Here is a 23,649-nt window from a genome sequence, read left to right as displayed (position 1 = left end):
CGAAAGGGGCAGTTCAGCGGCTTAGTGGTGAGCGTCTTCGTGTGCTTGCTGTTCCAGTTTCACTTCCTGCGCGCGTTTGCGCAGGCCGAACCAGCCCAGCGTCAGTAACACCGCCAGTACCGGAATGGTGGCAATAGTCCAGGTGCCGTTCGGGTAGTCAAACGCCATCATGATTACGACCGCCAACAGGAACGCCAGCGTCAACCAAGAGGTGACGGGCGCGCCAGGCATTCTGAAAGATACCGGCTGGGCGCGGCCTTCACGCACGGCTTTACGCAGGCGCATCTGGCATACGATGATAAATGCCCAAGAGGCGATAATGCCCAGTGACGCGATGTTCAGTACGATCTCAAATACCCGCGAAGGCACCAAATAGTTCAGCAAAACGCCAATCACATAGATGCCGCAGGTCACCAGGATACCGGCGTAGGGCACTTGCTGGCTGCTCATTCTGGCCATGAATTTCGGCGCTGAACCGCCCATCGACAGCGAACGCAGGATGCGGCCAGTGGAGTACAGGCCAGAGTTGAGGCTGGAGAGTGCGGCAGTCAGTACCACGATGTTCATGATGGTGCCGATATAAGGCACGCCCAGCTTGCTGAAGAAGGTCACGAACGGGCTTTGTCCCGCCTGGTAGGCGTTCCATGGCAGCAGCAGCACCAACAGAACGACCGAGCCGACATAGAATAGACCAATGCGCCAGATAACGCTGTTGATAGCCTTTGGCATCATTTTGGCCGGATCCTTGCACTCACCGGCAGCGGTACCGATCAGCTCAATCCCGGCGAAGGCGAAGATAACCCCTTGGACTAACACCAGCGCAGGCAGCAAGCCATGTGGGAACATGCCGCCGTTTTCGGTAATCAGGTGCAGGCCCGTGGTGTTGCCCGCTACCGGGGTGCCTGTACCGAGAAATACCACGCCAACCACCAGGAACAACGCGATGGCGACGACTTTGATCAGCGCAAACCAGAACTCCATTTCGGCAAACCACTTCACGCCGATCATGTTCATGGTAGCGACCACCCCCAGGGCGCAGAGTGCGAACAACCACTGCGGGACGTCGGCGAAGGTGCCCCAGTAGTGCATATACAGCGCCACTGCGGTGATATCGACGATACCGGTCATCGCCCAGTTGAGGAAGTACATCCAACCAGCGACATAAGAGGCTTTTTCGCCGAGAAACTCACGGGCGTAAGACACAAAACTGCCGCTGGAAGGGCGGTGCAGAACCAATTCGCCCAATGCGCGCAGAATGAAGAAAGAGAAAATACCGCAAACCAGATACACCAGCGCCAACGCCGGGCCAGCCAATTCCAGGCGGCCGCCGGTGCCGAGGAACAAGCCGGTACCGATCGAACCGCCGATGGCGATCATCTGTATTTGCCGATTGCCCATGCTTTTGTGATAACCGGATTCATGGGAGTCTAACCATCGTCTTCTGGCTGCGTGTTTGTCATGCGCAGACTTTTTATTTGATTGCATCATCCGTCCTGTTTACCTGTCTGTAGAGTTACCCTGCTCTGGTTACAGAGCAAACGATTGCTATTGCCAATCGTTATAAGAATGAGGTCATGGCATCATTCTGTTGTTTATTGTGTATACAAGTCGCCATTAAATAACGGCGGAGCATGCTACCTTTTCTCTGTAAAGGTGGCAAAAATTCCTGCGTATAAATCGTGAGCAATTGTGTTTGTTTTTTGCGCTATATATAAAAGAATATATTATTCAATAAGATGGTGGATTTTATCAAGACGGAAATAACGAGGAATAAAAAGTGATTAAAATCACACAATAATAATTACCGCGCAAACTACAGGGTGTTTGGCTTATTTATTCGCGATGAGAAAAAAGGGGGGAATAAGCGTCTCCCTGCCTGCGGCGATATTCTGGGCAGGCAGGGAGCAAAGGGGGGGATTAACGGCTAATTCTTAAGCTGACTCGCCGGCTGGCAGTGCCGAGGTGGGCAGCCCGAAGATTTTGTCGAAGGCCCAGTTAAATACAAAGGTATAACAAGGGATAATCACGATCAGTGCCATATCCAGCAGTAGCGCCTGCCAAAGCGTAATCCCCATCCACCAGGCGATCAGCGGGATCAGATACACCACCAGCGTTAATTGAAAACCGATGGCATGCAGAATACGGCGTTTAAGCGTACGGCCGCGTGATGCCTGGCGGCTTTCCCACAGTTCAAACAGCGAATTATAAATAAAGTTCCAGCTTACGGCGATCGTCGTGATGATCACGGCCAACGGCCCGGTGCTGCTTGGCGCATTGCCGGAAAGCAAGGCTAATCCGAGTGCGGAGATCGTCATGCCGATAATTTCATAGGCGGTGACATACACCAGTTTGCGTTTAACGCCCTGCATTACTTATCTCCTGATCCTGACTGATTTTTTGGCTTTGCGGTCGGGTGACCTTTTGCCGTCTGGCGAGTAAGATAGCGTCAATCATATTGATAGAAAAAGTCAGGAGCTGTCAGTTTTACTGACAGGTAATGCAATGAATTTTTCCAGCGATAATATTGAGCTGTTTCTGGCGGTATTGGATCGCGGTTCGTTTTCCGCTGCCGCTCGCTCACTGCGCCGCGTGCCTTCTGCGGTCAGCATGGGCATCGCCAACATGGAAGCAGAATTGGGGTTTCCATTGTTTGACCGTTCGCACCGTGAACCCGTACCGACGCCGTTGGCATTGGCGTTGGCACCGCACGCGCGGCTGATTGCCGACCAGCTTAAGCAATTACAGAACCATGCTATCGAGCTGTCGCAAGGGTTAGAGAGCACGTTATCAGTCGGTGTCGCCTCGGACATCAATAGCAGCGGTCTGCTGGTGGCGATCAAAACGCTGGCTGAACGCTACCCCCTGCTGAATATCGAAGTGCTGACGGCCCCGCAGGATGATGTGCTTCATATGCTGCACCAGGGCAGGGTGGGTGTCTGCCTGGCGTTTGGTGGCCTGAATATTAACAGCCAGGAACAGTTTCATTTCGTGGGTGCGGAATCGTTGGTAGCCACACTTTCGCCACTGCACTCATCGCTGAACGGTGTGGCGGATGAGCTGTTTCTCGAGGATTTGGTCAACGTACGGCAGATTATGGTGGCCAGCCGCGACCTGCCTATTGCCGATCTGCGGCCTCGCGTGGCGGAGTCTTACTGGCGTACCGACAGCCTGCCGATGGCGCTAAGTATGGTTGAGGCCGGTTTGGGTTGGGGGAATTTTCCACTGTCGCTGACTGCACCTTTGTTGGCGCAGGGGCGTCTCATCCGGTTGAAGTTCAAAAATACCAAAAATGAACTGCGCTTGCCGATGCATCTGATCTGGTTAAAAAGCCGACCGCTGGATAAGGCCGCCGGTGAACTGGTGGCGTTGATGCGTGATATGTCGCAAACAGAATAATTCCCGCTATCTCATTGCTTTTATTTTCATCGCTGCGCTACTTTGAGCAATGGGATGTCAGGGGGCGCAGAAAATATGATGAGCGAAACGGCATTATCGGTATTAAGCATTAGTGGGGCGATTACGCTCGGGGCGATGAGCCCAGGGCAAAGCTTTGTTCTTGTCGCGCGTACCGCCGTTGCCTCTTCGCGCCGCGACGGTATGGCGGTTGCATTGGGCATGGGCGTCGGCTGTTTTATCTTTGCGCTCATCGCCCTGCTGGGGTTGCAGTCACTGCTGCTGGCGCTGCCGTGGCTCTACACCACACTTAAAGTGTTGGGGGGTGCTTATCTTATCTATCTGGCCTGTAAAATGCTGCGAGGCGCCAACCAGCCGCTGAGCGTAGAGGCGGTTGGTGAGCAACACCTGGGGTTCCGCAAGGCATTTACCACCGGCTTGCTGACGCAACTGGGCAACCCCAACACCGCCATTGTATTTGGCAGTGTGTTTGCCGCGTTGCTCAGCCATAAAATTTCGCCGGTGATGTATGTCGTGCTGCCAGTGATCGCACTGACGATCGATGTCGTGTGGTATGCCTTCGTGGCATTTGTCCTGTCGTCACCGCGCCCGCGGCGCACTTATCTACGTTTTAAAGCCGGGTTCGATCGGCTCGGTGGCGGTGTGCTGGCGCTGCTCGGCCTGAAGCTGATGCTAAACCGATAGTGCCTTGCCCGCTTGAAGTGGCATCTTGGCTTGCTTGCTGCCTGCACTTACCCCGATCACGTACTCTGTGTACGCTCTCGGGGGCGGTTCATCGCCGCCTCAATGCAACGCCAATTATGTTGGGTATAGCCTTAATCGGCATGGCGGCGGCGCCACCAAAACCGTAGTAGCAAGATAGCGGCGATCACCAGTGCGCAAAACAGCACGCTGGTGAGTCGTTTGTCGAAGCCGGAAATAAAGCGGGTAATCGCTTCACCACCGAAATACCCCAGCAGTACAAAGATCGTTGCCCACAGGATGGCACCGAGAATGTTCAGCGGCACAAAGCGTGACGGCGGCAACTTGCTGGCTCCGATCAACACGGGCCCGATAATGCGGAAACCATACATAAAACGAACGCCAATCACGAACAGCATCGGGTGACGAGCTATCAATTTTCTGGCCCGTTCGATACGTTTTTCCTGGCTTTTCATGCGTGAAATCACCCGTCCACCAAAGTGGCGGCCGAGGAAAAACAGCACCTGATCCCCCAGTGTGCCACCCAAGGCCACGACGGCAATCACCCAAGGTAAATGCAACAGTCCCTGATGCGCGGCAATGCCACCGAGCAGCGTGATGGTCTCGCCTTCGGCCAGGCAGCCGATGAACAACGCCCAATAGCCGTAGTCCGTAATATAATGGGCTAAATCCGCCATCCTGATTCCCTATGTCTATAACACATAAGGTTTAGTATACGCCCTGTGGACTAACCGCGGGAGGCAATCTGCGCCACCAGTGCCTGACGTTGCCGCAGGCTGTCAGCCATTTGTGCCTGAACGCGCGCCAGAATATGCGCAGGTGCCAGCTCCGGTGTTCCCCCGAGGAACGGCGGCGCCGGCGCGTATTCCAGATACAGTTGAATCGTCTGTGCGGTTTCCTCATCATGCAATTCGGCGATCAACGCCAGGGCAAAGTCGATACCGGCGGTTACGCCGCCGCCACTGATCACGTTGCCGTCGCGTTCTACCCGTGCGTGGCTGGGGATGGCGCCAAACAGCGACAGGCTGTCGCGCATGGTCCAATGACAGGCTGCGCGTTTGCCCTTCAACAGACCCGCCGCGGCCAGGATCAACGAGCCGGTGCAGACCGAGGTCAGATACCGGGCATCGGGCCCCAGGCGACGGATCTGGCGCATAAAGTCGTCATTCTGTAGTGCCTGGGTGCAACCGGCACCGCCGGGCACGCAGAGTACGTCGCAGCGAGTCACCTCTTCGAGCTTCTGTAATTGGGTAAAGTGCAATCCTTCAGCGCTGATATCTGCGCCACCGACTGAGGCGACGACAATCTCTGCGCCTGGCATGTGCCGTAAAAACTGCAGTGGGCCGGTAAAATCGAGCTGGGTGACGCCCTGATAGATCGGAAAAACAATCACTAACGGTTCAGACATGATATTCGCCTCAGTTTTATCATTTAACTTGGCTCATAATAGTCGCCCTGTTTTTGTCTTGTATGACATATAACCCTCAAAAAGCGCCATGATGAAAAATATCGGCTTTGTGGTTTTCCCCGGTTTTAACCTGCTGGACTTTGCTGGGCCATTGGCGGCGTTCGATAACGCCAATCAGTTCACGGCGACCCCGGTTTATCGCTGTGTGCCGTTATCCGAACTGGGGGGCCGCGTGATGAGTTCATCGGGTGTGGAAGTGCTTACGCACCCGTTCGACGAGGGGCACTTCGACACCTTGTTGGTTGCGGGGGGAAGCGGTAATGTCGTCGCTGCGCAGTCTGCGGCGTTGCTGGCGTTTTTGCACCGGCAAAGCCATCAGGTACGGCGTATGGCCAGTGTGTGCACTGGGGCATTTATTCTGGCCGAAGCAGGCTTGCTGGACGGTAAGCGAGCGACCACCCACTGGTACCATGCTGCACGTTTGCAGCAGGGTTATCCGCGCATCCGCGTTGACAGTAATCGTATTTATATCCGCGATGGCGCGGTCTGGACTTCCGCCGGGATCACTGCCGGTATCGACTTGGCGTTGGCGATGGTTGAGGAAGATCTCGGCAGCGAACTGGCTGCCAACGTGGCGCGGCAGCTGGTGGTGTACCACCGTCGCCCCGGAGGCCAGTCGCAGTATTCGCTGCTGTTGGAATTGAACCCGTCCTCAGATCGCATTCGCAGCGCGCTTTCTTATGTTCGCGAGCATCTGCATCACCCCCTGACGGTGTCGGGGTTGGCTGATGCCGCCTGTCTGAGCGAACGTCAATTTGGACGGCTGTTCCGCGCAGAAACCGGCCAGACGCCGGCCAAGGTGATTGAGCAACTGCGGGTTGAGGCGGCCAGAGTGCGGATTGAAGAGGGCAGTGAAGCGCTGGAGTCAATTGCTCGCGCCGTGGGTTTTAGCGATCCCGAGCGCATGCGGCGGGCATTTATTCGCGTCTTTGGCCTGTCGCCGCAGGCGATTAAGCGCCTGAGCCGCGCCGGTTAAATTATCCCGTCGCGCCCTGGTGGCGTGGCGCAGTAGAGGAGTGACAGATGTATCAAGATTTTGAAAGTGAACTGGATTGGGCCATGCGTCACATGCCACGAACCCGTGCAGCCGTTGCCGCGTTGCCCGATTTAAGCGGTGTGCGGTTGGCCTGCAATATGCACTTGGATCTGAAAATGGCACCGCTGGTGGCAGGCTTACTGGATAAGGGCGCAGCGATATACTTAACCACCTGTAACCCGACGACGGTGCAGGATGATGTGGTGGCCTGGTTAGAGCGCCGCGGCGCGCAGGCGTATGCCTGGCGTGATATGAGTGACGCCGACTGGTCTGCATCGTTTGACCGCGCCTTGGCCTGGGAACCGACCCACCTGTGTGAAATGGGCGCGGACCTGACCACACGCCTGCACCAGTCAACCGAGGGGCCGCAGATTATCGCCGGGCTGGAGGCGACCGGTTCTGGTATTAGTCGGCTGAACGGTATGGCGCCGCGTTATCCGATTTTCAACTGGGATGACTTGCCGGTCAAAGAAGGGCTGCATAATCGCCATATGGTCGGCCTGACCGCGTGGCACACGTTCTTCCAGACAACCCATCTGACGCTGCATGAAAAATGCGTAGTGGTGATTGGTTATGGCCTGGTTGGGCAAGGCGTCGCTGCGGCGGCAAAAGCCTATGGCGGGCAGGTGATTGTGGCAGAGATCGATCCGGCACGCGCACTGCAAGCACGTTACGATGGCTGGGCCGTGGTCGATTTGGCGAGCGCAGTCAGCCAAGCTGATGTCATTGCCACTGCCAGCGGGGCTAAAAACGTATTGTCGGCACAACACTTACAGCACGCGAAGGATGGCGTATTCATTCTTAACGTCGGCCATGTGACGGCGGAAATTGACGTCGGCTTCTTGCAGAGCCTGCCGCACAGCGAGCCTATGCCGTTTGTGAATGCCTACCAACTGGGTGATAAAACGGTTTATTTACTGGCTAACGGGTCGATGTTTAACCTGACGGCGGGCTACGGTGACAGCCTAAATGCCTTTGACGTAACACTGGCGGTGATGGCTGCGGGCATTGGTCATATCGTTGGCGAGGGGGCTCGCCAAACGCCCGGTTTGTATCTGTTACCGCAGTCGGCCTGGCAACCGGCACTGTAACTTTTTTATCGCGGGCGCTCACCCCAGAGCGCTCGCGGTTTGCGCAATTTTCTGTCCGACAGAATTTGTCACAAATCGGCTCGCATAATCCCAGTGCCAACTTAAGATCCCTCACATATAATTCGGCAAAATAAGACCTTCATCTTCTTCAGTGACAGAGTAATGCATGTGAAAATACGTGTTTTGGTACTAACCCTGCTCGCTTTGCAGGCAGGAGCAGGCATCGCGCCGCGCGCGCTGGCCAGCGAAAATAATGCCGTCACCCGCGCCGCCGAGCCTGAATTGGCGTCGGGCAGTGCGATGGTCGTGGATATGCAGACCCACAAGGTGATGTATGCGCGCAATCCTGATGAAGTGGTGCCGATTGCCTCCATCACGAAGCTGATGACCGCAATGGTGACGCTGGATGCTCATTTGCCGATGGATGAAATGCTGTCGGTAGATATTCACCAGACACCGGAGATGAAAGGGGTCTATTCGCGCGTCCGCCTGAACAGCGAGATCAGCCGTAAAGATATGCTGTTGCTGGCGCTGATGTCGTCAGAGAACCGTGCGGCCGCCAGCCTGGCGCACCATTATCCGGGCGGTTACGGCGCGTTCATTAAAGCGATGAATGCCAAGGCGAAGTCTCTGGGCATGACCAATACACGCTATGTGGAGCCAACCGGGTTGTCGATTCATAACGTGTCGACTGCACGTGACCTGACCAAACTGTTGATCGCGACCAAACAATATCCTCTGATCGGCCAGCTCAGTACTACCACTGAACGCATGGCGACGTTCAAGGATCCAAACTATACGCTGCCATTCCGTAACACCAACCATCTGGTGTACAACCCGAAATGGAACATCCAACTGACCAAAACTGGGTTCACTAACGAAGCGGGGCATTGCCTGGCGATGCGTACTGTGATCGGCAGCCGTTCAGTATCGTTGGTGGTATTGGACGCTTTCGGCAAATATACCCACTTTGCTGATGCCAACCGCCTGCGCAGTTGGATTGAAACCGGTAAGGTCACGCCGATCCCTGCGGCGGCTCGTGACTATCGTCGCCAAAAAGACGCCCGTCTGGCGAAGAACGACACCGAATAATCTGTTCTGCGGCCTGCGGAGCCTTTCTGCAGGCCGTTATCGCCCTTCAGGGCGTCTGATCACAAAGCCTCGCTCACGATCGCCGTCGAACCCGGCGCGCAGATACAGCTGATGTGCGCCGGTACGTTGCTGGCCGGAGAGCAGCATCACTTTGTAGCACCCTTTTCGCCATGCCAATTGCAGCGTGTATTCGAGCATCGCTAATGCAATGCCTTGCCCGCGATGCGATGGGGCTGTGATCACGTGTTCAATAATGCCGAACGGCTGCGCTTGATGGACCAGCCCCGGTACCATGGCCAGCATACAGGTTGCTATGGGGCGTTCGTCCAGGGTGCTAACGACCAGACGAATTGCCGGATTGTCCAGCAGGCGTTGCAATGCACGCAACGCAGTGTCTGGGCGCATCGGTTGATCTTGCGGGCGCAATTCCTGATACAGTGCCTGCAGGCTGGCAAGATCGCTCAACTGGGCCAGACGGTGGGTGATGGTCATCTTTCCTCCTTTCAACCGTCGCGGCGGCTTATCCATCCGCTATCATCAATGAATACCCTATCGTACGCAGAGGGAACATCCAATGAGTAACGTTTCAACCTTTGTCATGTTTCAGGGCAATGCCCAACAGGCGATTGATCTTTATAGCGAACTGTTCCCCGGTTTCCGGGTTCAGCAGGTGCAGCATTATGATGAGCAGGATACGGGGCCGCGGCGGATCAAGTACGCGGCTATCGATTTTGAACGGCATAACCTGGTCTTTACCGACAGCCCAGTCAGCCACGATTTCAGCTTTACCCCCGCGGTGTCACTGCATGTTAATCTCGCGACCGACGCGGAACTGGAGCGGATTTTTACCCGTCTGGCTGCGGGCGGTGAGGTCTTGATGCCGATCGATGATTATGGTTTCAGCGCCCGTTTCGGCTGGCTGAATGACCGCTTTGGTTTGTCCTGGCAGTTGAACGTGCCGGCCGGTGATTTAGGCCGATAACCTTGGTGTTTTCAGCGATCGCCCCATACCCATTCAGGGGTGTTTAACACTATGCTAAACGGATAATGACCAATGACATTGAAAAGGATGGATCACTTTGGCCGGAAGTAGCTTACTGACTTTAATTGATGATATTGCCTCACTGTTGGACGATGTCTCGTTGATGACCAAAATGGCGGCGAAAAAAACTGCCGGGGTCTTGGGGGACGATCTGGCGCTGAATGCGCAGCAGGTGTCTGGGGTAAAGGCCGACCGCGAGCTGCCGGTGGTGTGGGGCGTGGCCAAGGGGTCGTTTATTAATAAAGCGATTCTGGTGCCGCTGGCATTATTGATCAGTGCATTCGCGCCTTGGGCGATCACACCGCTGCTGATGGTGGGCGGTGCCTACCTGTGTTACGAAGGTTTTGAGAAGGTGTTTCATAGCCTGACCCACAGCACACAAGCGGGTGAAGAGAAAAAAGACGCGTTGGACGCCACGGAAGACGTGGTGGCCTACGAAAAACGCAAGGTAAAGGGCGCGATACGCACCGACTTTGTGCTTTCTGCCGAGATTATCGCCATTACATTGGGTACCGTGGCTGGCGCGACCTTCAGCCAACAGGTGATCGTACTGTGCGGTATTGCGATTGTCATGACGGTGGGGGTTTACGGCATTGTGGCCGGCATCGTTAAACTCGATGACTTGGGGCTGTATCTGAGCCGAAAAAGCAGCGAGCTGGTACGTTCGATCGGCAATGGGATTGTCAGTGCCGCGCCTTATCTCATGAAGACCCTGTCCGTTGTCGGTACCCTCGCCATGTTTATGGTCGGGGGCGGCATTTTGACCCACGGCCTACCGCCTGTGCATCATCTGTTTGAAGACTGGGCATCTTACGCCACCGTGGTGCCGACCTTCGGTCATATCCTGCAGGGCGTTATTCCCGCCTTACTCAATGTGGCGTTCGGCCTGGTTGCCGGCGGTGCAGTGCTGCTGGTGGTGTCGGCTCTGGGTACGATTCGCGGCCGTTTAAAAGCCTGATCATTTCGCCGGGTGCATCTTCTGCACCCGGTTTATTTATTATTCTGCGGCAAACTATGATTACCCTCTCCCAGCATGCGCTGCATGATATGGGTGTCACGCCATTCACCGAACTTAAAGCCTACCGCTTTTAATGTGCCTACGCTGGTAAACCCCAGTTTCTGATGCAAGGCCAGCGAGCCATGATTATCCTTGGCATTGCCGACGGTCGCCAACATTTGACGCCAGGGGCCGCGTTCGCAGCGGGCAATCAGTTCTGACAGCAACGCTTTACCGATACCTTTCCCCTGCTGACCCTCGGCGATATAGACGGAGTCTTCCACGGTGAACCGGTAGGCCGGGCGCGGTCGATAAGGAGTGGCATAGCAATAACCCACCACGAGATGTGCTTGTTTGGCGAGCAACCAGGGTAAGCCCGCTTCCTGCACTTTGCTGAGGCGCTGTTGCATTTCTTCCAACGTCGGGGGCATTTCTTCAAATGACGCTGCGCCGTACAACACATGATGGGTGTAAATCTGTAGTACGGCGGCCATGTCGTCTGGCGTAGCGTCGACAAGCATCAGCGGAGCTGCTGGAGGCATAGAGATACCTGTTTACCTTGAAAAATAAGAAGATAAACGCATTATGCACCCTGTTCTACAACAAGGTAAATTGGGCTTTCTTATGCTGAAGATAAGAAAAACCTATGGTTAACCTATGGCCGAGCGCCGTGGCATAAAACGCATGAATATGCCCGAAGCCAAAAGCACGCCAAGGATCACCCAGGCTGCCCCGGCCAACTGCCAAGCATTGGGGGCGGTACCTGTGACTGTTGCCACCAACATGGTGAAAACTGGCGCCAGATTAAAGAAAATTGCGGTGCGTACCGAACCGATTTTTTCCAGCCCGTTGAACCACAGCAAGTAGGCCAGCAGTGACCCACACAGTGCCAGATACGCCACGGCGGCATGTACGCCAAGGCTGGCTGAGGCCAGGTTTTGCAGTGGGTTCTCGAAGATAAATCCCAGGGGCAGCAGGGCCAGGGTGCCGAACAGCATTGAATAACTGGTGTTTTCGATGGCAGTGGCATGACGGACCAGACGACGGGTGCCAACCATATTCAGTGCCCAGGCGAGGCTACCGAGTAAAATAATGCCATCACCGGGGCTCACCTCCAGACGCAACAGCGTTTGAATATGGCCTTTGGTGATCACCAACACCACGCCGATAAAACCAGCCAGCAGACCGGCGATGCGTGATCCGTTCAGTTTTTCATTCTCCCAAATTACGCCAAAGACCAGTGTCCATAACGGTGTCGTGGCGAGGATCAGCGCGCCATTGACCGGCGTGGTGGACTGCAGACCGAAAAAGGTGCACAGATTGAATATCGTGAACCCCAGTACACCCAGCACTAGATAAGCCAGCCAGTTGCTTTTCAGCGTACTCAGGCGCAGCTGCCCGCGCAGGCCGAAAAACACCAACAGCGCCAGCGTTGCCAAACTGAAACGTTCGATAGATGCGCTGATTGGTGGCTGATGGGCGATGATGTAGGCACCGGCATTAAAGTTGGTGCCCCAGAAAAAGGTGGCGACAATGACGCCCAGATAGGCCAGTGGCAGCGAGGTTTTCATCATGGTTTCCTGTGGTGACAAAATAAACAGAAAACAGTTTGCGCTCTAACTCTTTACGTTAATATTCCCCATATGTTCACTTTTGATGTGAGAAAACGCCCATGTTTAATTGGGAAGATCTGCACTACTTCATGGTGTTCGCGCAGGAAAAATCGCTGTCGGGTGCCGCCCGCAGTTTGAAGGTCGATCACGCCACCGTCGCTCGGCGTATTGCCAGTCTGGAAACGTCGCTCAAGTTAAAGTTGGTGGATCGTCGCCCGCGCAGCTACTTGCTGACTGCCGACGGACAACGAATCGCCGCAGAGGGCGACAGCATGACCCTCAACGCTTTTGCGGTCGGCCGCGCCGCACTCAGCGGCCGACAGGGCATTGCAGGGGTCGTGACGCTAAGCGTACCGCCCGTGATGGGGCTGAAGCTGATCGCGCCGCGCATTGTCCAGTTACAGCGGCGTTATCCCGACTTACAGCTGACCTTACTGGCGGATACGGCTAACGTCTCGTTGCTGCGCGGGGAAGCGGATATTGCCATTCGCCTCAGTCGCGCCAGTGAGAGCGATCTGGTCACCCGAAAGATTGGCACCGTTGAATTTGGTCTGTATGCCAATGCGGGGTATTTACAGGCGACGCCGGAGACAGAATGGGGGTTTATCGGTTATCACGATCCGCGGGCGGCATCGGTCCAGCAGAAATGGCTGTTGGAGCAGGCTGGCGAGCGAGCGCTGGTCATGCGCAGCAACGACTTGATGATTCAGGCCGCAGCTGCGGAAGCCGGCACGGGCATTGCGCTGTTGCCTCATTTTATCGGCCAGGAACTGGGGCTTGATCGTCTTGTTGGAACGCGTTCGCTCCAGCGCGAGATTTGGCTAACGGTGCATAACGACATCCGTCATGCACCGGGCATTGCCGCCGTGACGGCATTTTTATTGGACTGCTATGCGGACGTTGTCGGTATTACCCGGCTGGTGGACACCCTCGGCTGAGTGAGGCTAACCACGCATCAACTGCGCCACCGCCTGCTGCAAATAACGCAACAGCGGCGGTGTTAGCCAAGTGCCCTCAACCAACGTAGGTTCCTGCTCCATTGCCTGGCGGATTTTCATTTGAGTGGCGGGGTCGGTACCCGCATAGGATTGGAACAGCTTAAGCCATTGAGCTGCCAGGCGGGTCGCCCGTTCAGATTCTGGCGGTACACCGTCATTCAATGCTTGGTGGAACTGGGCTATCAATGTCGGCCATTCCTGCAGCCGGGTGAAATAGTGCCGGCGGACATAGGCGTACTCTTCTTCCGACAGGTATTTTTGGTAAATAGACAGCTTGGTTTCAGCAAATGCGCGGGTGACGTAATCAGTCATTGCCGGGGTGATGCCCGTTTGTTCGCGCATTGAAGGCTCTTCGGCATGCATGGCATTTAACCGAGTAAGAAATGCTGGGTTGTTTGCGGTATCGCGTTCCAGCATCAGCATCCAACGTCGGGCCAGATCCTGAGCCTGTGGCGCTTGCGGCGCAACGCCGTTTTCGATCAGCTGGTGAATACCGCTGACCAGTTCGCCCCATTCCCGGTTACGCGTTGGGTTAGCCTGATAGAAAGGCAGTTGTGCCAGTTCGTCTGCGGTAAAATATTTATCGTACATGGTCATTAACTCCAACGTAGCCAGCCAGTCGTTCAACTCAGGTTCGTCACCGACGGAAAGCTGTGCGTGCATTTGCTGTAAACGGTCGCGCAGTGTGGCGGTCTGCACCAGTTGCCGATTCAGCATGGTGATTTGCTGTTCGATCACGGTAGTGAGTGCCATCCCTGAACGCGCCAGAATTGCCCCGACCTCCGCCAGCGTCACCCCCATTCGGCGCAATGCCTGAATATGGTGCAGGCGAGTGATGTCGGCCCGGTTATATAAGCGATAGCCGGCGTCGGAACGCGCAGAAGGAACCAGCAAACCTATGCTGTCGTAGTAATGTAACGTCCTGACCGTGATGCCGGAACGGCGAGCCAGTTCGCCAACTTTCAGTAACATGAAGTGTGCTCCTCCCTTGTGCGTGCAGAAATACTAAAGCCTGACGTCGCGTTAGGGTCAAGGGGGAGGATGGGGATATTTTGGGGGAGGGGTGCGGGTTCTGCGATGAGAACCCGCAATTGACATTACCAGCCTTTTACCGCACCACCGTTAAAGATTTTCTCGGCGGCCTTGGCCACTTCATCCGACTCGTAGGCTTTGATGAAGTTTTGTACGTTAGGTGCATCTTTGTTGTCTTCACGCGTCACTATGATGTTGGTGTACGGTGAATTCTTGTCTTCGATAAAGATGCCGTCCTTGGTGGGTGTCAGGCCTGTTTGGTTGATGTAAGTGGTGCTGATGACAGCCACGGTGACTTTGGGATCGTCCAGCACCTGAGGCAATTGCGCCCCTTCCAACTCCATAATCTTATAGTTATGCGGGTTGGCGCTGATATCCAGCGAGGTTGGCAGCAGCCCTTTGCCCGGTTTCAGCGTAATCAAGCCGGTTTTCTCCAGCAGGAGCAGCGCACGGCCGAGGTTGGTGGGATCCAGGGGAATGGCAATGACCGCGCCATCCTGCAATTCTTTCAGTGATTTGATTTTTTTCGAATAACCGGCCATAGGAAACACGAAGGTATTGCCGACCGCGACCAGTTTATATCCGTGATCTTTATTCTGCTGTTCGAGGAACGGGCGGTGCTGGAAGACGTTAGCATCCAACTCACCTTTATCGGTAGCGTCGTTGGGCAGCAGTGAACCGCTGAACCCGACCAGTTCGACGTCCAGGCCGTATTTGTCTTTAGCCACCTGCTTGGCGACCTCCGCCACGTCCTGTTCTGCACCGTTGATTACCCCGACCTTGATATGATTCTGATCGGTTTTTTTCTCGCAGCCTTGAAGCGCCAGTACGGCGGCGAACGCTGCCAGCAGAGGGGTATAACGCCAGTTTTTGGTCATCAAGTTTTCCCTGAAAAAAACAATAAAATCAGTTGGTTTTGTACTGCTAGCTAAGCCTGAACCTGCGGGGAAGTCAAACACTTGCTCAGCACAAAGAGGTATAGCTAATAACCGGACGTTTTATTGCGCACCCTTATTTTGCGCGTAAAACCACGATGCCTGGCGTGGCCAGCACGTAATCCATAAAGGGCGAGTCCACCACCTGCATATTCTCTTTGCGTGAAGAGGCATTACGCAGCACGGGGCCGTTTGGGGTCATGATATAGATGCCGGTATGGGTAACGTCCAGGCCGGCCAGATTGGTGTAAATACCGATATAATCACCGGTGTGCAACTGGGCCAACACGTGGTCATCAATAAAATCACTGGGCAGGTACGTGATACTGCGCTGTACGTTTTTCAGGCCCGGCAAATAGCTGCTGCCGTCGGACTTCTGGTTCAGGTTTTTCGTCAGCGTGACACTGTGCGGGCTGAGTGTAGCGGTAATATCCGTCACGTTGGTTTTAGCCTGGTGTGACCAGTCGGTAAAGAAGTGTTTGCGTTGCAGGAAGTTAATGTCGCCGTTGGCGTAGCGAATGTGAATCAGCCGCTGGACAAAGTCTGCCTGGTTGTTTGCCTGACTCAAGGCATCGACATAATCGATATAAGTAAAGCAATCCAAACCGCGGAAGTCGATCACCAATTTTTCCGGTGTATCCTGCGAACCCACCAGCATATTCGCGACGTAGGCTGTACCAAGGAATGGCCGGGATAGCAGGTCGATCATGCGTCCGTTATCTTTTTGCACGTCTGCCGGCGCGGCAGCGCGCAAGGAAAGAAGAGCGTTGAGTTCATTTAACGTGTGATTATCCATGCTGGCCTTGAGATTTGCAGGTGGGGTGGAAATGGGTTCAGGCGTTTGCCTTACGGGGATTTTATCTGCACAACCGGCAAGCGCAATAGCCAATATCAATGAAACAACCTTGTACATTGTACCCCCCACGGTTTTGGCATGTTAACAGACAAATGTTAACAGTTCTCACCTTGGTCCGGCGTTTTAATGCTTAAACACAGCCTCAACGGTCGGCTATCACTCAATACCCCATTTCGCTGTTAAACGGCAAATACCAGAATAGCGCGATCTCGTGATCGGCGAGGTCAGGATGAGCGCGATACAGCAAATGGTCGATACCGCCGAGGATAAAACCAAAACGTTGATAGCAGCGGCAGGCGGGCAGGTTAGTATTTTGCGTTTCGAGCATCAGGCCGGAAGTTTCGTGGCGTTGTGCCCAGAGCTTCGCTGTTTCAAGCAGGGCTGTCGCAATCCCCAGGCGGCGCACATGGGCACTGACGACGATCTCTTCGATGAGCGCATAGCCATTCCAGTTATTGCTGAGCGTGATGTGACCCACCGCTTCGCCACGATGACGGGCCAAAAAGGTTTCGCTTTCCTCATTGACGAACGGGGCTAACGGGTAGTCTTTGCGGAATGGCGTGACCGGCAGCAGCGGCCAACTGTCGATCGGCGTGTCGAAAGCCGGCTGGGCATAACGTGCAATCTGAAAGCCAAAGTCGCAGCTTGTCAGGTACCCGTCGGGTAAACGGGTGACGGGAGTAATTTGGATCGCTGGGCTCATGGGGCAAGCTCCCTCAACAAACGCGCCGGATTACCGGCATAGATCCCTTTGCGGGTGATGTTTTTGGTGACGACTGACCCGGCACCGATCACGGTGCCGCTGCAAATTTCCACTGCCAGCACCGTGGTACCGGAGCCAATAGAAACATGATCACCAATCAGTGTGCGGCCCCAGCTTGCGGCATCGGCATTGGGGGCGCCTTCTTTAAACAGATCGTTCGCGAAGGTGACATTGTGGCCGATGAAACAATCGTCGCCGATGGTGACATATTCACAGATAAAGCTGTGTGACTGGATTTTGCTGCGGGCACCAATGCTGACGTTTTTTTGGATTTCGACAAAGGGCCCGACGAATACGCCCTCGCCGAGCCGGCAGCCATACAGATTGCAGGGCTGAACGACGGTGACATTTTGTCCGGCGTCGACATCGACAATGCCAACATGGTGAACGGTAAGGACAGATGACATGCGTTTCTCACGGCAGTGGCGCAGTGGGCGAATTATAAAACAAACTGTGGTTACGTCTGTGCTTTCCGAACGTTTTTTCAGCGAAAGACTATAATTAATACAGGGGAGAGAGCCCCGTGGCCGCAATCCTCGTACGGTTAGTCATCCGTCAGAGGGGTAAATTCGTTCGCCGATCGCGACCTACGGCGATGAGGAGGTGTCTCATGGTTAATCATGTTTGGGGACTTCTGGCGCATCCAAGCACCGAGTTCGAACACATTAAAAGCGAGAACGAAAGCGTCTCGCACCTTTACACCCATCATGTCCTGTTATTGGCGCTGATCCCGGTGGTTTGCGCGTTTATCGGTACCACCCAGCTGGGCTGGCTCTCCGGCGAAGGACATGCCATCCGGCTCAATACGTTCACCGCATCTTATACGGCTGTCGCTTTTTATTTGCTGATGCTGGCGGGCGTGGCAATCATGGGGAAAGTCATCCACTGGATGGCACGGCGTTATGAAGTCCGTCCGAGCTTGCACCGCTGCATGGTGTTTGCCGGTTATGTTGCTACGCCGATGTTCCTCAGCGGTATAGTGGCGTTGTATCCCGTTGTGTGGCTGTGCCTGTTTGTCGGCGTGATTGGCCTGTGTTATTCGGGCTATCTGCTGAATCTGGGCATACCGCACTTCCTGAATATCGACAGTAAAGAAGGGTTTATCTTCTCCAGCTCGACCTTTGCCATTGGCATCTTGTTGCTTGAGCTGCTGCTTGGGGTAACGGTACTGCTGTGGGGGTATGGTTCCTGGTTATTCTGATGTCATTTTAATATTGCCCCTCATGCCGGTTTGGCGTGAGGGGCTTTTGCTATTTAGGGCTGGCGAAATACCAGCATGACGCCGGCCAGAATCGCCGCCATGCCCAGCATACTGATGGCTGCCAGCGCGTGCCCGAGCAGCAGATAGTCCAGTAGCGCGGTCACAGCCGGGATCAGGTAAAACAGGCTAGTGACTTGCACCAGGTTGCCGCGTTGAATCAGCTGATACAGCAAAAAGGTGGCCAACACCGAAATTACCACGGCCATCCATAGCAGAGGCACAATAAAGGCCATGCTCCAGTCGACGCGGAGGGGTTCAAACGGCAGCACCAAGGTGCACATCAACAGTCCGACGGCGTACTGTAACGGCAAGACCGCCAAAGGCGGCTGTGCCAGACCTTTTTGCAGCAGCGTACCGGCGGTCATGCAGCCGAGAGCGATAAAAGCGCACAGCATGCCAACCAGCGAAAAATGCGCAATCATCAGACTTTGATACACCACCAGCGTTAACCCGCCCATGGCCAACAACAGGCCAAGCCCACGCAGCCCCGAACACCGGCGTTCGGTAATGAACTGAGTGAGTATCGGCTGCACGCCAAGCAGGGTTGCCAGTACACCAGGGGTAATACCTTGTTCCAGCGCCAGCAGATAGCAAATCTGATAACTGCCAATCATTAACAGTCCGATCAGTGCGACACGGCGGCGGGTGCCAGGGGCGGGCAGGTATTGCCGTTGCCACAGGCCTATCGCCAGCAGCAATGCCAGCGCGATAGCACAGCGGAAGAACAAAAAAGCAAAGGCGGATGCATGTTCCAGCCCCCAGCGTGAGAAAATTGCGCCGCTGCTCCAGAGCAGGACGAATAAGGTCGCGAGGCCCGCGTTGGCCCATTGAGACATAAATCGCATTGAGTTTTCACCTGTCGTGAAAATAATAAGCTCCAGCAGACACGGCGTTCTATGCCGGGACGCACATCAAGCAATGCTGGAGAAGAGAATTCGGTTTGGCTTAGCGCACAACCACAGAGCGTGGCGGGTAAGCGGCAACCGCAGAGACGACAGAGAAAACGGCGGGTGGGGCAGAGGATGCGCACAGCAGAACGACGGCCGGAAGGGTCGTGTTCGCAGAATCTTTCATGTGCGCAAACTGAATCATGGGCATTCCTGAACGCAGGGCGTGATTAACCAAACCAAGATAGTGAAGTTTGGTTGACTGCGCAACATAAAATTAACATGCGTCTTGCCAGACGAGGTGGCCCCCGAATGTCGGGGGCGCAATCTGAGAGATGGCTTATTACGCCTTGTTATCGGCCCAGTGCTTCCGCTTGCTGGTTTTGCCGAGGCCTGGGTTAAAGCTGTTGGTGGGATCGGCAGATCGGTAAAACGCTTGCAGGTCGGGTTTGGCCGGATAGAGGTGGCCGACGTTATGTTCCGCAGGGTATTCCGCACCGCGCTGGTCGAGGATTTCGAGCATTTTTTCTTTCAGCGCGTGGCTGTCGACGCCTTTTTTCACCACATAATCCTGATGGAACACGTGGCACATAAAGTGGCCGTAATACAGTTTGTGTACCAGTTGGCTGTCGATTTCCGGCGGCAGGGTTTCAAACCAGTCGGTGTCGTTGCGGCGCAGAGCAATATCCAATGCCAAAATGTCCTCTACCTTGTCGGCATGTACCGCATGGTAACGCACTGCAGCGCCGGCGGCGGCAAAACGGTGCAAGAAGGCTTTCTTGCCTTCATCTGGGGTGCAGACGAAGAACTCTCCATTGGCATGGGCAAAATACTGACTCAGATACTGTTGTGCTTCTTCAACGCCTGGACCGGCCATTTTCAGCAGCAGGTGATGTTCAAAACGCTCGCGGTACGTTTTCATCCGTTTTGGCAGGTGGCTGGGGGCAAGGTGACTCAGGCCCTGCATCAACCTGTCGGTCAGGTTATGCGGCAGCAACGGCAGTTTGTTGAGGCTGGCGTCCATGCGGCCTTTTAAGGTGAAGAAGCTCGGCATCTGATCGGTACCGAGCTTGTCGATCATCATAAAGGTGTCTTTGCCATACACTTCGGCGATATCAAAAATATCTCGGTGCATGTATTCGCCAGCGACCGGCAGGTTGTCGAAGGTGCTGAGCATGTGGCGGCGTAGTTCGGTCAATACGGCAGTGTCGTTGGTGCCGATGTAAAACACCTGCTCTTTGCTTTCTTTTTCGAAGGTATCCAGGCGCACTGCAAATACGGCCAACTTACCGGCGCAGCCGGAGGCCTCGTACAGGCGGCGTTTGTCGGCGTTAAATCGGGAAGGGGTATCGGCATTGACGTCACGTACCCGGCTGGCGTATTCGTTGTCGGACGCACGCAGTTCACCATATTCAACATCTTCTGGCCGGTAATCGCCTTTTTCCAGGCGGGTGAGGATTTCCTCCGGCGTATTGCCGAGTTTAATGCCCAAATGGTTGACCAGCCGCAGTTGGCCGTCTTCACCCAACTGTGCGTACAAAGCCATCTCGGTATAGGCTGGGCCGCGTTTGACCAGCGAACCGCCAGAGTTATTGCACACGCCGCCGATCACCGAAGCACCAATGCACGAGGAACCGATCACCGAATGGGGTTCGCGGCCATACGGCTTGAGTAATTTTTCCAGCTGATTCAGTGTACTGCCCGGGAAACCCACCACCTGCTTGCCGTTATCCAGTACCTGCACATGGTTAAGTCGCAGGGTACTGACAATCACAATATCGCGGTCATAGTCATTGCCGCTGGGCGTCGAACCTTCAGTCAGGCCGGTATTTGCCGCTTGCATAATGACAATTTTATCGGCGGCGACGCAGGCCTCCAGCAGTTGCCACAATTGCAGCAGACGCGTGGGGAACACCACCGCCAACGCTTTGCCTTCGCCAGAACGGAAGCCTTTGCGATAACGTTCGGTGCTGCGTTCGCCTGTCAGCAGCTGTGGGCCACCGACGATGCTTTTGAGCTGATTGAGAAACGCCTGGTTAGTCGCGCTGGTAAACTGCGTCATGCCGATCTCCCTGTCGTACCCCATGCCTTTCCCACTCGCCGTATCGTCGGCGGTAAAGTGAGAGCCATAGGGTAATAATGTAATGGCCTATTAGCTTGTTAAGTTGATAGCTTGCGTGAATTAATAACGTTCCAGGTAGCCAGCCCGACGCTCTTCGTCTCGCAGCGTCAGGATTTCCACACCGTCGGCGGTCACTGCGACGGTATGCTCCCATTGGGCAGAGAGCTTCTTGTCGCGGGTCACTACCGTCCAACCGTCTTTTTTCTGCTTAATCCGATGATCGCCTTGGTTGATCATGGGCTCGATGGTAAACACCATGCCTTCCTGTAATACCATGCCGGTGCCCGGCATGCCAAAGTGCAACACCGCGGGTTCTTCATGCATGTCGCGACCAATGCCGTGGCCGCAGTATTCGCGCACAATGCTGTAGCCGGCTTTTTCGGCGTGCTGCTGAATAGCATGGCCGATATCACCCAATGTGGCTCCGGGTTTCACTACGCGGATGCCTTGCCACAGTGACTCATACACCGTGTTTACCAGCCGCTTGGCCAAGGGCGTGGTCTGCCCGATGCAGTACATTTTACTGGAGTCAGCGATGTAGCCGTCATTTTCCAGCGTAATGTCTACGTTAACGATCATGCCGGAACGCAAAATTTTACTGGCAGAAGGAATACCGTGGCAGATCACATCGTCGATCGATGTATTAAGCACATAAGGGAAATCGTACTGGCCTTTGCTGGCCGGGCGCGACTTCAACTCATTGACGATAAAGGCTTCGGCGCGGTCGTTGATCTCCATAGTAGAGATGCCTTCGACAATCACCTCATCGAGCATAGCAAACACCTGCGCCAGCAGGGCGCCAGAGTGACGCATTTTGGCAATTTCTTCCGACGTTTTGATCACAATCTCTTTCACCCGACAATCTCCTTCAACGTCAGCGCGTTATCTTTCATCATTTTTTTTACCAGTTGGGGGTAGGTCAGTTCCGGATGGAATTCCGCCAACATCCCGATCTTGATCCAGTATTCCGCCTGCGCGTTGATTGAACGCGTCATCGAGAGACTTGCGAGGCGAAGATCGTCATGCAGTGCGTCTGAAATTTTCACAATGCCCATAATCAGCTCCATAAGCGATTTATATACGAAGTGTATACGTTTGGGATGGTGAGAATTGTGCAATCCGTGGCATAGGAAGATTCCGGGTCACAATGATTGCCGCCGTCGGGCAATGCGTTTATTGTGATAAACGACTTTTTTTGCACTGATTTTTCAGAAGGATTTAAGGCGTGGCTAAATTACGTGTTGGGGTGATCTTTGGCGGTAAATCGGCGGAGCATGAGGTTTCGCTACAATCGGCAAAGAACATCGTGGATGCAATCGACAAAGAGAAGTTTGACGTCACGCTATTGGGGATCGACAAGCAGGGGCAATGGCACATTAACGATGCGTCCAATTATCTGCTGAATGCGGAAAACCCGGCGCTGATAGCACTGAACCGCTCAAATAAAAATGTGGCTCTGATCCCCGGCCAGGAAAAACAACAGCTGATCGAATCTGGCAGCGCCAGCACGCTGGGCCAGCTCGACGTTATTTTCCCCATCGTTCATGGCACGCTCGGGGAAGACGGCTCGCTGCAGGGGTTGCTGCGGATGGCCAATCTGCCGTTCGTCGGTGCCGGTGTGCTAGGGTCGGCGGTCAGCATGGACAAAGATGTCACTAAACGTTTATTGCGTGATGCCGGGCTGGCAGTCGCGCCGTTTGTGACACTGACACGCGTTAATCGCGCGAAATTCAGCTTTGAACAGCTCAGCGAACGCCTGGGATTGCCCTTGTTTGTTAAGCCCGCTAACCAGGGGTCTTCGGTGGGAGTCAGCAAGGTCCAGGATCGCGCCGGCTTTGAGGCTGCCGTGACGCTGGCGTTCAGCTTCGATCATAAAGTGTTGGTGGAGTCGGCGATTGTTGGCCGTGAGATTGAGTGCGCCGTATTGGGCAACGATGAACCGCAGGCCAGCCTGTGTGGTGAAATTGTGTTGAGCGATGCCTTCTACTCCTACGATACCAAGTACATCAATGAGCAGGGTGCTCAGGTGATCGTGCCGGCGGCGATTACGCCGGAGGTGAGCGACAAAATACGTGACGTAGCGCTGAAAGCGTTTCGTGCGCTGGAATGCTTCGGTCTGGCGCGTGTGGACGTGTTCCTGACGCCGGACAACAACGTGGTGATCAACGAGATCAACACGCTGCCGGGCTTCACCAACATCAGTATGTACCCCAAATTATGGGCCGCCAGTGGCGTCAGTTACAGCCAACTGATTACTCGCCTGATTGAACTGGCGCTGGAGCGCCATCAGCAAGATCGCGCGTTGAACAGTTCGGTGTTCGATCGCTAAAGCAAACAGGG

The 23,649-nt window shown here is 54.8% G+C and carries 26 protein-coding genes; 10 read left to right on the top strand and 16 right to left on the bottom strand.

Going from position 1 to position 23,649, the window contains the following annotated elements; all coding sequences use genetic code 11:
• Positions 1-21: 21 nt before the first annotated feature.
• Both ansP and AC2FC2_RS02355 read right to left on the bottom strand, forming a co-directional pair.
• Positions 22-1,485, bottom strand: a complete 1,464-nt coding sequence (gene ansP, locus AC2FC2_RS02360) for an L-asparagine permease (protein ID WP_265554224.1) — start codon at positions 1,483-1,485, stop codon at positions 22-24.
• 446 nt (positions 1,486-1,931) lie between these two features.
• Entirely contained in the window at positions 1,932-2,369 is a 438-nt protein-coding gene (locus AC2FC2_RS02355) for a PACE efflux transporter (RefSeq protein WP_130379645.1), read from the bottom strand.
• A gap of 133 nt (positions 2,370-2,502) precedes the next feature.
• Between AC2FC2_RS02355 and AC2FC2_RS02350 the strand changes: the two genes are divergently transcribed.
• Positions 2,503-3,396, top strand: a complete 894-nt coding sequence (locus AC2FC2_RS02350; RefSeq protein WP_209632223.1) for a LysR family transcriptional regulator — start codon at positions 2,503-2,505, stop codon at positions 3,394-3,396.
• Positions 3,397-3,474: 78 nt separating this feature from the next.
• Complete coding sequence (locus AC2FC2_RS02345) at positions 3,475-4,098, top strand: LysE family translocator (RefSeq protein WP_209634116.1); 624 nt, start codon at positions 3,475-3,477, stop codon at positions 4,096-4,098.
• A 131-nt stretch (positions 4,099-4,229) separates the two neighbouring features.
• Here AC2FC2_RS02345 and AC2FC2_RS02340 read toward each other — a convergent pair whose 3' ends face one another.
• On the bottom strand, positions 4,230-4,793 hold the full coding sequence (locus AC2FC2_RS02340) for a DedA family protein (protein WP_209632224.1): 564 nt from the start codon (positions 4,791-4,793) through the stop codon (positions 4,230-4,232).
• 50 nt (positions 4,794-4,843) lie between these two features.
• A complete protein-coding gene (locus AC2FC2_RS02335; protein WP_265554218.1) occupies positions 4,844-5,524 on the bottom strand; it encodes a DJ-1/PfpI family protein in 681 nt (226 codons plus the stop codon).
• A 91-nt stretch (positions 5,525-5,615) separates the two neighbouring features.
• Between AC2FC2_RS02335 and AC2FC2_RS02330 the strand changes: the two genes are divergently transcribed.
• The 3 genes from AC2FC2_RS02330 (at position 5,616) to pbpG (ending at position 8,803) form a co-directional block, all read left to right on the top strand.
• Entirely contained in the window at positions 5,616-6,560 is a 945-nt protein-coding gene (locus AC2FC2_RS02330) for a GlxA family transcriptional regulator (RefSeq protein WP_490658670.1), read from the top strand.
• A 47-nt stretch (positions 6,561-6,607) separates the two neighbouring features.
• Positions 6,608-7,711, top strand: coding sequence for an adenosylhomocysteinase (locus tag AC2FC2_RS02325; RefSeq protein ID WP_490658649.1), 1,104 nt, complete (start codon positions 6,608-6,610; stop codon positions 7,709-7,711).
• Positions 7,712-7,873: 162 nt separating this feature from the next.
• A complete protein-coding gene (pbpG, locus tag AC2FC2_RS02320) occupies positions 7,874-8,803 on the top strand; it encodes a D-alanyl-D-alanine endopeptidase (RefSeq protein WP_209632227.1) in 930 nt (309 codons plus the stop codon).
• A 36-nt stretch (positions 8,804-8,839) separates the two neighbouring features.
• Here the strand turns inward: pbpG and AC2FC2_RS02315 are convergent, their stop codons facing one another.
• Positions 8,840-9,295: a GNAT family N-acetyltransferase gene (locus AC2FC2_RS02315; protein WP_490658648.1), complete on the bottom strand. Its 456-nt coding sequence runs from the start codon at positions 9,293-9,295 to the stop codon at positions 8,840-8,842.
• A gap of 82 nt (positions 9,296-9,377) precedes the next feature.
• Here AC2FC2_RS02315 and AC2FC2_RS02310 point away from each other — a divergent pair, with 82 nt between their 5' ends.
• Both AC2FC2_RS02310 and AC2FC2_RS02305 read left to right on the top strand, forming a co-directional pair.
• The gene (locus AC2FC2_RS02310) at positions 9,378-9,785 is read left to right on the top strand and encodes a VOC family protein (protein ID WP_404760119.1); all 408 of its coding nucleotides are present in this window, start codon (positions 9,378-9,380) and stop codon (positions 9,783-9,785) included.
• A gap of 97 nt (positions 9,786-9,882) precedes the next feature.
• The gene (locus AC2FC2_RS02305; RefSeq protein WP_490658647.1) at positions 9,883-10,803 is read left to right on the top strand and encodes a DUF808 domain-containing protein; all 921 of its coding nucleotides are present in this window, start codon (positions 9,883-9,885) and stop codon (positions 10,801-10,803) included.
• 32 nt (positions 10,804-10,835) lie between these two features.
• Here the strand turns inward: AC2FC2_RS02305 and AC2FC2_RS02300 are convergent, their stop codons facing one another.
• Positions 10,836-11,384 (bottom strand): GNAT family N-acetyltransferase, encoded by a 549-nt coding sequence (locus AC2FC2_RS02300; protein WP_209632231.1) that lies wholly within the window; start codon positions 11,382-11,384, stop codon positions 10,836-10,838.
• 108 nt (positions 11,385-11,492) lie between these two features.
• A complete protein-coding gene (locus tag AC2FC2_RS02295; RefSeq protein WP_314586522.1) occupies positions 11,493-12,416 on the bottom strand; it encodes an EamA family transporter in 924 nt (307 codons plus the stop codon).
• Positions 12,417-12,514: 98 nt separating this feature from the next.
• On the opposite strand from AC2FC2_RS02295, the gene AC2FC2_RS02290 reads away from it, so the two are divergent.
• Positions 12,515-13,393, top strand: coding sequence for a LysR family transcriptional regulator (locus tag AC2FC2_RS02290; protein ID WP_490658646.1), 879 nt, complete (start codon positions 12,515-12,517; stop codon positions 13,391-13,393).
• A gap of 6 nt (positions 13,394-13,399) precedes the next feature.
• On the opposite strand, the gene AC2FC2_RS02285 is transcribed toward AC2FC2_RS02290, so the two are convergent.
• The 5 genes from AC2FC2_RS02285 to AC2FC2_RS02265 form a co-directional block, all read right to left on the bottom strand.
• Entirely contained in the window at positions 13,400-14,425 is a 1,026-nt protein-coding gene (locus tag AC2FC2_RS02285) for a MerR family transcriptional regulator (RefSeq protein ID WP_490658645.1), read from the bottom strand.
• Between the two features lie 125 nt (positions 14,426-14,550).
• On the bottom strand, positions 14,551-15,363 hold the full coding sequence (locus tag AC2FC2_RS02280) for a MetQ/NlpA family lipoprotein (RefSeq protein ID WP_209632235.1): 813 nt from the start codon (positions 15,361-15,363) through the stop codon (positions 14,551-14,553).
• A 133-nt stretch (positions 15,364-15,496) separates the two neighbouring features.
• Complete coding sequence (locus AC2FC2_RS02275) at positions 15,497-16,333, bottom strand: DUF1460 domain-containing protein (RefSeq protein WP_209632236.1); 837 nt, start codon at positions 16,331-16,333, stop codon at positions 15,497-15,499.
• A gap of 103 nt (positions 16,334-16,436) precedes the next feature.
• On the bottom strand, positions 16,437-16,979 hold the full coding sequence (locus AC2FC2_RS02270; protein ID WP_209632237.1) for a GNAT family N-acetyltransferase: 543 nt from the start codon (positions 16,977-16,979) through the stop codon (positions 16,437-16,439).
• Positions 16,976-17,446, bottom strand: coding sequence for an acyltransferase (locus AC2FC2_RS02265; RefSeq protein ID WP_490658644.1), 471 nt, complete (start codon positions 17,444-17,446; stop codon positions 16,976-16,978). The genes AC2FC2_RS02270 and AC2FC2_RS02265 overlap by 4 nt, the downstream gene beginning before the upstream one ends.
• Positions 17,447-17,649: 203 nt before the next feature.
• Here AC2FC2_RS02265 and AC2FC2_RS02260 point away from each other — a divergent pair, with 203 nt between their 5' ends.
• A complete protein-coding gene (locus AC2FC2_RS02260) occupies positions 17,650-18,240 on the top strand; it encodes a Yip1 family protein (RefSeq protein WP_209632239.1) in 591 nt (196 codons plus the stop codon).
• Between the two features lie 53 nt (positions 18,241-18,293).
• On the opposite strand, the gene AC2FC2_RS02255 is transcribed toward AC2FC2_RS02260, so the two are convergent.
• The 4 genes from AC2FC2_RS02255 to AC2FC2_RS02240 all read right to left on the bottom strand — a co-directional run bounded on the left by AC2FC2_RS02255 (position 18,294) and on the right by AC2FC2_RS02240 (position 22,364).
• The gene (locus AC2FC2_RS02255) at positions 18,294-19,145 is read right to left on the bottom strand and encodes a DMT family transporter (RefSeq protein ID WP_209632240.1); all 852 of its coding nucleotides are present in this window, start codon (positions 19,143-19,145) and stop codon (positions 18,294-18,296) included.
• A gap of 385 nt (positions 19,146-19,530) precedes the next feature.
• Positions 19,531-21,249 carry a D-lactate dehydrogenase gene (gene dld, locus AC2FC2_RS02250; protein ID WP_404760113.1) on the bottom strand — a complete coding sequence of 573 codons (1,719 nt, stop codon included), beginning with the start codon at positions 21,247-21,249 and terminating at the stop codon, positions 19,531-19,533.
• A 120-nt stretch (positions 21,250-21,369) separates the two neighbouring features.
• The gene (gene map, locus AC2FC2_RS02245) at positions 21,370-22,164 is read right to left on the bottom strand and encodes a type I methionyl aminopeptidase (RefSeq protein WP_209632242.1); all 795 of its coding nucleotides are present in this window, start codon (positions 22,162-22,164) and stop codon (positions 21,370-21,372) included.
• Positions 22,161-22,364: a ParD-like family protein gene (locus AC2FC2_RS02240; RefSeq protein ID WP_208060662.1), complete on the bottom strand. Its 204-nt coding sequence runs from the start codon at positions 22,362-22,364 to the stop codon at positions 22,161-22,163. Before AC2FC2_RS02240 ends, map begins: the two co-directional genes overlap by 4 nt.
• A 170-nt stretch (positions 22,365-22,534) precedes the next feature.
• On the opposite strand from AC2FC2_RS02240, the gene ddlA reads away from it, so the two are divergent.
• Complete coding sequence (ddlA, locus tag AC2FC2_RS02235) at positions 22,535-23,638, top strand: D-alanine--D-alanine ligase (protein WP_209632243.1); 1,104 nt, start codon at positions 22,535-22,537, stop codon at positions 23,636-23,638.
• Positions 23,639-23,649: the final 11 nt, after the last annotated feature.

The organism is Serratia sp. CoH_122_TC_1, assembly GCF_058191755.1.
Note: the sequence above shows the minus strand (reverse complement) of the source record. Positions and strands in the feature narration are given on the sequence as shown.